Source organism: Wenzhouxiangella sp. YN9 (assembly GCF_056324165.1).
In genome coordinates this window covers 1-346 of record NZ_JBJNIP010000094.1, presented here as the reverse complement: position 1 = coordinate 346, position 346 = coordinate 1, and the positions used below count along the sequence as shown (strand labels likewise).

At 48.6% G+C, this 346-nt stretch carries 1 protein-coding gene; it reads right to left on the bottom strand.

Annotated features, from left to right (window positions below):
- The coding region (gene mreD / locus ACEWQ0_RS08055; protein WP_476485031.1) for a rod shape-determining protein MreD at window positions 1-346 on the bottom strand (346 nt) is incomplete at both ends.

Below are 346 nucleotides of genomic sequence, written 5' to 3'. Positions count from 1 at the left end.
AGAAGTCATGCGTAATTTCTTCGCTGACTTGGTCACCAAAAATGACAAGGCCACCAGCGACATGCCGTGCTTACCTAATAAGGCGCCCATCAAAACATCGAGCAACAAACCATAAGCAAACGCCACGTACATCACGCGACTGTTGGCTGCATTCAAGGACCAATAGGCAATCATCATCGCTGCCCAATGGGGTTGTAACAATGCCAGTGTTGGCGACCATGGCAAGAGGGTCAATAACACCCCTCCTAGCATCGATAAGTGCATAAATGTCGTGTTGTTGCTGGACCTCTTAGCCATCATTGTTGCCTTCTGAGTTGGTTTGATTGGCTGTGGTTGATGCTGTTCC